A 7,436-nucleotide genomic window follows, 5' to 3' on the forward strand; every position below is an offset into this window, starting at 1 on the left:
AAGCATAATTGTATCTCCACTTTTTAGACATTTATCAATTTTATTTATAATTTCAATGCTTAATTCAGACAAAGCAGAATTAGAGCCAGATTGGAGATTGTAGGTATTATTGTTATTTTTCCCTAAAAAATATCCAACATTTTGTGTTGACTCAATTCGTATTTTATCTCCTGTTAAAATACAACCATTGTCTCTCATTGAAAAGTTATTGGAAATATTAAAGGTTGTATAAGGGCCAAAAGAATTTTCCGATATTTTAATAATTTCACTTGGATTTAAATTATGTGATATATATTTTTCTTCTTTTAAGTTCATTAATTTGATTTTACTATAGTTCCCATTTTCTGGAATATAGGATTTTGTTGGAGTTGAATTATCTGCAAATGCAAATCCCATAACAGGATAATGATCCGAATAATCCGTATATGCCCATGTTCTTTCTTGAGCAAAAACTGTCCATTGCTCTGAAGGAGGATCAATTGTTAAGTTATGCCAATTTTGCATTTGATTGTGATTTTTAGTAACAAAAATATAATCTAAATTTTCGCTTTTATAAGAGCTATATCGCTCTTTCGCTAATCCATTGTTTTTAGTATCAAAAGTATATGGTACACCTAAATATTTTGGCTGGTTTACATTTAATGTATTTACCATGTTCTCATATTCTGAGGTATTATTTCTATCTATATTCATATCTCCAATGATTAAAACAAAGTCATTTTGAGGTATATTTTTTTCGGAAATAAATTTTGCAATTTCATTTATTTGTGATTTTCTACTTTTTACGCCTCCAGAATCAGACAAACAAAGACTATCTTCTGATTGCAGATGAGTTCCAATAATATGATAATAAGTACCATTAAAATTAATTTTTGTATAAGCAAATCCCTTCAAAGAAAAGGCATCACCTCCACAGGAATCTTTAAAAATAAATTGCTGTTTCTCTTCAATTGGCCATTTGCTTATAATAGAAACTCCACCATCTTCAGGAATAAGATTATTCCATTTTCCTAGCGTTGCGTCCCATCCCTTTTTTGTCCTTCCAACTACCGGTGTTTGATAAGGAAAATCTTTTTTTAAATTTCCAAGAAGAACATCACTTGCATTATTGTCAAATATTTCTTGAAATACAACGATATCTTGTGATTTTAAGAATTCAGCTTTACTAATTAAATCTGCTCTAAAACTCATATTGTAATTAGGAAATAATCCTGAAGAAAGTAACATTGTATTAAATGACGTAATTCGCAAACCATCATGGTAAGTATAATTTGGTGGATATTTTTTTAAATTTCCTTTATAAAAAATATCTATTTCTTTTGACAAAATTTGATCATTTTCTCTAAATTCTAAATTTAGTAATTGCATACTTTCAACTTCGGAATTTGGTTTAAATCCTACATTAATTTCGCAACTTTTTCCAGAATTTAATGAAGTTAGCAAAGAACAAGTATCATTTTTAATAAATAGTGGATTTTCTAGTGGATGAATTTTTATAATTTCAGCAGCCTGATTTCCATTATTGGTAATTATAATTACTTTTTGGACTTCTTTGTTTATTTCTGTTTCTAGTTTAGGAAATGAATTAAAGTTAAGTTCAACTTTTCCCGTGGCTAAATAAGAAATTTTACTCTCAGTTAATAACACTTCGAAATCATCTTTGTATTGTACTTGCAAAAATTGAGTACCATTTTCTGCACTGCTAGGAGAATATACAACGTTAAAATTACAAGACTCACCTGGGTCCATTATTTTACCAATTCTACAATTCAAATTTTGGACATTTAAGGGGAATTGCAAACCATGAATAGACATTAATTTAGCTTTGCTTGTACCTTCGTTTTTTAAAGTAACAGTTTTTGTATCTGTACTAATTGATGCATTAGCTGACAATTGTTGAATTTTAGAAATAGAAATTTTTCCATTTCCAATTGATTGATAGGGGATTGATAACTTTGAACTTAATAAATTATTTTCATTATAATAATTTATTATAAGTTCTTGAAAAGAGTTTTCTATTTTATTTGGAGAAAACTTAATGTCCATGCTACAAGATTGTCCTGCCACAAGAGATCTTCCCAAACAGCGATTATTGAAAATAAATAAAGGCGTCTTTAAATTATTAATAGAAATGTCTTTAATTATAATATTACTTGTATTTTTTATATTGATTTTTTGTGTCTTTGTTTCACCTAATTTAGAAATAAATTTATTAGGTTCTTGGACTTCAATTTTTGCCAAGTTACTTGGAAATCCATCACTTACTGAGTCTATTTTAGAAGTTTCTTGTTTATTATTATTGCCTTTACTGCAAGAATAAAAAAGGACAAAAAGCATTAATACAATGATAATATTAGACTTTTTTAATAAATTTTTCGCAATAATTTCATAATGTTTCATGGAATAAAAAAATACCTTTCTTTTTTATATAACTATTTGTATTGTTATATAAAATTTATATTAGCATTTTTTTATTAAATTATGACTTAAAAATAAATTAAACATTATTAATATAAAAATTTAATATATTTATATTATATTCCTATAATATTGAATTTACTGATTTTAATTATTTTTGAATCTAAAATTTATTATGAATTTTAGATTACAGATTATAAATCAAAATTCATTTTAAATTCACTATATATAAACTTTAATAATGATATAAAATTAACTCCCTATATTTTTTGAAATAAAACGCTTCTAGAAACCTATAAATTCTCATTTTAAATTAAAAAATTTAATAATTTAAACTTATATTTGGAGTAAAATTTATTTTTTCAGAGCCTCTAAAAACTTCAAATTATTAAAATAAATTTTAAGAATGATAATAAAATATTTATTATCATTCAATTACTCTGTATACTTATTGAAGCTTTTAGTAGTTTATTTGACGATGAATAACCTTGAAATAAAATATCTGGTTTTCCTTTAAAATCAGAATTAATTTTAAAATACCCTACAGCAGGCAGACCACTTATTTCCCATCTATTAAGAAGCAATTGAACATTCTCTGGCAAGTTAGTGTAGTCTAACTTAACAGGAATAAAGTTTTTATTTATATAATCAATTAATTTTTTATCTTTCCAAGTCGTCTCTTTCATTTCAAGACATGCTACGCACCATTCTGCCCATACATCAAAAATAATTGGCTGGCCTGTTTTCTGAGCTATTGCAACTGCCTCATCAAAATTAGAATGCCATTGAATTATTGATTTATCATTTAAATTATTAAATGAAGAAATTTCTTTATTGTAATAAAAACTATATGTAGACGCTAGAGTGATCCACAAGCATAAAATATAACATGAAAATATTAATCCAATTTTAGATATTTTTCCTAAAATATTTTTTTTGTTGAAAAAACTGTAAAAACAAGAGCAAGTATAACAAAAATACAAATAGATAATAACTGTGGTTTTGCACAAAAATCTTGGATAAATGGAATTTTTATAAAAAAGCTTCTAACATAATAAAGTGCAAGTGCAAACATAAGAGCAGCAAAAAACATTTTTATAAAATTTAATAGTCTTGGAAACTTTGGAAGACGAGTTAAATTTTGCCCAAAATAACCTAAAATAATATATGGTAATCCAAAACCAAATGCGAAAAAAAGCATATAGGTAAATCCTGATACGGGATTTTTATTCTGAGCAATTAATAAAAGTATTGTACTTAATACGGGACCGCTACAAGGAGCTGAAATTAATCCAGATACAGCTCCCATTGTAGCAACTGCAACGCGAGGATAATTTTGCGCAATAGGGATTTTGTTAGCAAATGATTGTACTGCTGTAAAATTAAAGACTCCAAGCATAGATAAGCCAAGCAAAAACATGATAAAAGCAACTATCCAATTAAAAATCGGATTTGCAAGCTGTGAACCAAAAATATTACCAGACATTCCTGCAAAAACTCCAAGCATAGCATAAGTAATAATCATTCCGCCAACATAAATAAAAGGCAATAATTTTATTTTTCCTTTTCCACCATATTGAGACATTATGTTGAGAGTAATAGGGATCATAGAATAAATACAAGGAGTTAAATTCATCAATAAGCCAGCTATAAAAAGAGCGGGAAATAATAACCAGCTTCCTGACTTTAAAGATTCTTGAATTTTTATTGCGATGCCATCATTAAGTAAGGTTATTTTCTCAGAAGATTCAAATTCTGAATTTTGGATTATTTTTTCTTTATCATCAATAAAATTTATTTTATTAGATTGAGTTTTCGAAGTGGATAAATCTAATAAATTTGAAGCATTTTCTTTTAAATCTTTCTTTGATAATATTGTGGAAAGTTTTGATTCTTCTGATAATTTTCCTTCAGATATAAATAGAGAAAGTTTTGCAGGAACGAGACATACAGACTCTGAACAAGATTGAACTCCAATTTCAAGTTGATCCTCTTTATTAACATTAGTATTGATTTTAACAATAAATTTCGCTCCATTTTTAAATATATTTTTCTTTTTCTTATAAAATGGATCAAAATAAGTTTCCGCAGGTTGCGTCGGGCTATAATTTATAGGATATGAAAGGCTATTATATGGAATAAATTTAAATTTTAAATTATCTTCATATATTTTAAAATCTCTTTTGGTATTTAATTGAATTGTTATATTTGAAGCATTATCAATTTTTAATATTTTAAATTGAACAACATCTTGTAACTTGATTCCTTTTGTACTTTCAATATTTTCTTGTATATTTTTGTTAAAAACTTCTTCTGCATTTACAAATTGAAAAGTTATTAATGAAAAATAAATAAATAAAAAATATTTTTTTATATTATAAGTTTTAATTGGGTTCATATTTCACCTTTATTCCATTTCTTAATTTTACATTTTGTCATAGTAATTCCTGATTTTTTTTAATACATTTAAAACAGAAAAGAACTAATGTTTCACTAATTCATTATTGATTATTTTTTCGAGTTCTATTTTCGGCAATGTTCCTATAAATTGCACTCCATTAATATAAAATGCGGGAGTTGCATTAATTCCAAGAGTTTGTCCATATTTTCTTTCTGCATTTATTTTATCATGAATCTGTTGATCTTTTCTGCATTTATTAAATTCATCTATTTTTAAACCAATGCTTTTTGCAATTTTAACATAGGTTTCTTCACCTAATTTTCTATGATTTTCAAATAAACTATCATGCATTTGCCAATATTTCTCTTGTTTATTTGCGCACTCTGCAGCAATTGCTGCAGGAATTGCTTCTGGGTGAATTTCTATTAAAGGATAATTTTTAAATACAAATCTTACTTTTTCTTTATATTGATTTAAAATTTCTTCGATAATTGGATGAGCTTTTGCACAGAAAGGGCATTGGAAGTCTGCAAATTCAATAATAGTAACTTGAGCATTTGCTGGGCCTCTTGAAGGAGAGTTTCCAATGTCAATTGATATTTTTGGAGCTAATGGTTTTGACACTCCAGATACCTCAATTTTACCGTTTAAAATTGCTTGAGCAACTAAAAATTTTGCTGCTTGGCTATCTAAATAAGGTTTCACAATTGCCATTTGTTGTTCAAATGTTTTACCTTTAAGCTGTGGATTTTCGGAATTTTCTTTAATAAATTTTTTTACTTGTTCATTAGTAACAGTTGAGTTTTTTTGAATAAACATCTGTTCAGCTATTTCTGAATTTGTAATATTATTACTTTTCATAAAATCTTTTATCAAACTATCATAATATCTTTTTGTAAGAATGTTTTCAATCGCATTATATGTTTGGCTTTCAACTTCAAACAAAGTTTGCCGTTCTTGTGTAGTAAGCTCAGATCTTTTTAAGGAAATGTTGTTGTATTTCCCCAAAATATCAGTGCTAGTAAGCATTTTTGAATTATCTTGAATCGATGTAGAGTTTTTTGCATCGTTATTGCTAATATTAATATATAAAAACACCGAAATAAAAATAATTATTACAATAAATATTAAACCAAAAATAAATTTTCTTGATAACATAGAAACTCCTTTAAAATCTTAAAAAATTTTTCATATCAAAATTTCACTTATAAATTTTTACAAAAGATAGCATTTGGAAATGCTTCCTAATGAATTAAGTTAACAAAAAATAAACGTTTGTGTTTATTCATATTTTTGAGATTTACATTTACTCATTACCGGGATCGGATTTTTATAAAAATAATTTAGGTTCTATTATAATAAAATCAAAGTAACTATTTTCTCATTAAGAGAGTAAGATTCATAAGTTTAAGAAGAAGAATCAAGAAGGTACCCGCTTCACAAAAAAAATCAACTTCTTGATTTAATCTCTTAACAATACCTAATCCCCTGTTCTTGGATTGGAGTTTGCATTCCCACTTTCAAATTGTTGCTGCAGATGTAAGGAAGATAAGAAATAGGGTCTTTCTGTTTTCCAAAATCTCGAATTTCAAAATGCAAATGAGGCCCAGTGACATCACCAGAATCTCCAACGTAGCCAATAATTTGATTTGATTTAATAAACTGCCCTTTTTTCACAATAATTTTACTTAAATGAGCATATAGGGTTTCATAATTTAAATCGTGCTTTAATATAATAGTATTGCCATATCCTTGTAATTTACCAACAAACAAAACAGAACCAGACGAAACTGAACGAATTTTTGTTCCTTTAGAAGCAGCAATATCAATGCCAGAATGCATGCGAGTTCTATTTTTCAAATTACGAATGCCAAATAAACTTGATATCGTTCCTGTTACAGGCCAACTAAATTTCATACTCCTTGAATCTACAGAACCTATATTTTGATTCATATTTTGATTTGAATGGATACATCCTGTTAATGAAATTGGAAGAGAAATAAGAAAGGAAAATGATAATTTCTTTATTAATCCTTTCCATTTCCTCTTCCAACTTTTTTTAGGTTTATCAGAAATGATTCTTTATAAGAGTTCATTTTAAGATATACCACTCCGTATTTAAACCACAATTTCTTTTATAAAGAAGTAGCGTAAAACCCTTCAAAATAGACCCCCCCCAGCTACCCATCCTTCATTTTTTAGGAGTGGTAATATTCTGCTGGATTGGAGTGCTTCACCTCTATTTATCAATTGACTAGGATTTTTTAATTCAAAGTCAGTTCCGAACCCCATCTCATGTTTAAAATAATATGGCCTTGAAATCTTATTTTGGCCTTGAAGCTTATTTGCTCTTATTTTTGCTGGATCAACATATGTACTTATTCCGCTTCTAGAAGCAACACTACTCCTTCTAGTAATAGAAGCACTCGCACTTGATGTGATTGTATTTTCATTGATAACAGAGTCTACCGTTGAAAAACGTCTAAAAGAGTCACTTCCAAGAGAAACTCCATCAGCAACTGCATTGCCTCGAACTGAGGCCGTACTAGCAGTGCTGTAACTTCTTGTGATTGAGATAGTTCCTTTTTTTCCTGCAGCAGAAGCTATTGAACCTATA

The 7,436-nt window shown here is 27.4% G+C and carries 6 protein-coding genes; all 6 read right to left on the reverse strand.

Annotated features, from left to right (window positions below; translation table 11 throughout):
• Positions 1–2,400: sphingomyelin phosphodiesterase (sph, locus tag ACIQ56_RS12505; RefSeq protein ID WP_397601394.1), on the reverse strand; the 2,400-nt coding region annotated here is incomplete at its 3' end.
• Positions 2,401–2,849: 449 nt separating this feature from the next.
• Entirely contained in the window at positions 2,850–3,293 is a 444-nt protein-coding gene (locus ACIQ56_RS12510; protein WP_397601395.1) for a thioredoxin family protein, read from the reverse strand.
• A 47-nt stretch (positions 3,294–3,340) separates the two neighbouring features.
• Entirely contained in the window at positions 3,341–4,816 is a 1,476-nt protein-coding gene (locus tag ACIQ56_RS12515; RefSeq protein WP_397601396.1) for a protein-disulfide reductase DsbD family protein, read from the reverse strand.
• Between the two features lie 84 nt (positions 4,817–4,900).
• On the reverse strand, positions 4,901–5,977 hold the full coding sequence (locus ACIQ56_RS12520) for a DsbA family protein (RefSeq protein ID WP_397601397.1): 1,077 nt from the start codon (positions 5,975–5,977) through the stop codon (positions 4,901–4,903).
• A 312-nt stretch (positions 5,978–6,289) separates the two neighbouring features.
• Entirely contained in the window at positions 6,290–6,736 is a 447-nt protein-coding gene (locus tag ACIQ56_RS12525) for a M23 family metallopeptidase (RefSeq protein WP_397601398.1), read from the reverse strand.
• A gap of 243 nt (positions 6,737–6,979) precedes the next feature.
• The coding region (locus ACIQ56_RS12530) for a hypothetical protein (RefSeq protein ID WP_397601399.1) at positions 6,980–7,436 on the reverse strand (457 nt) is incomplete at its 5' end.

It is taken from the genome of Silvanigrella sp., from assembly GCF_044369315.1.
Taxonomy (GTDB): domain Bacteria; phylum Bdellovibrionota_B; class Oligoflexia; order Silvanigrellales; family Silvanigrellaceae; genus Silvanigrella.

Bases quoted from the DNA above. Each gene is read 5' to 3' on its own strand.
- ACIQ56_RS12520 (WP_397601397.1), bottom strand. From the start codon at position 5,977: ATGTTATCAAGAAAATTTATTTTTGGTTTAATATTTATTGTAATAATT.
- ACIQ56_RS12525 (WP_397601398.1), bottom strand. From the start codon at position 6,736: ATGAAATTTAGTTGGCCTGTAACAGGAACGATATCAAGTTTATTTGGC.
- ACIQ56_RS12515 (WP_397601396.1), bottom strand. From the start codon at position 4,816: ATGAACCCAATTAAAACTTATAATATAAAAAAATATTTTTTATTTATT.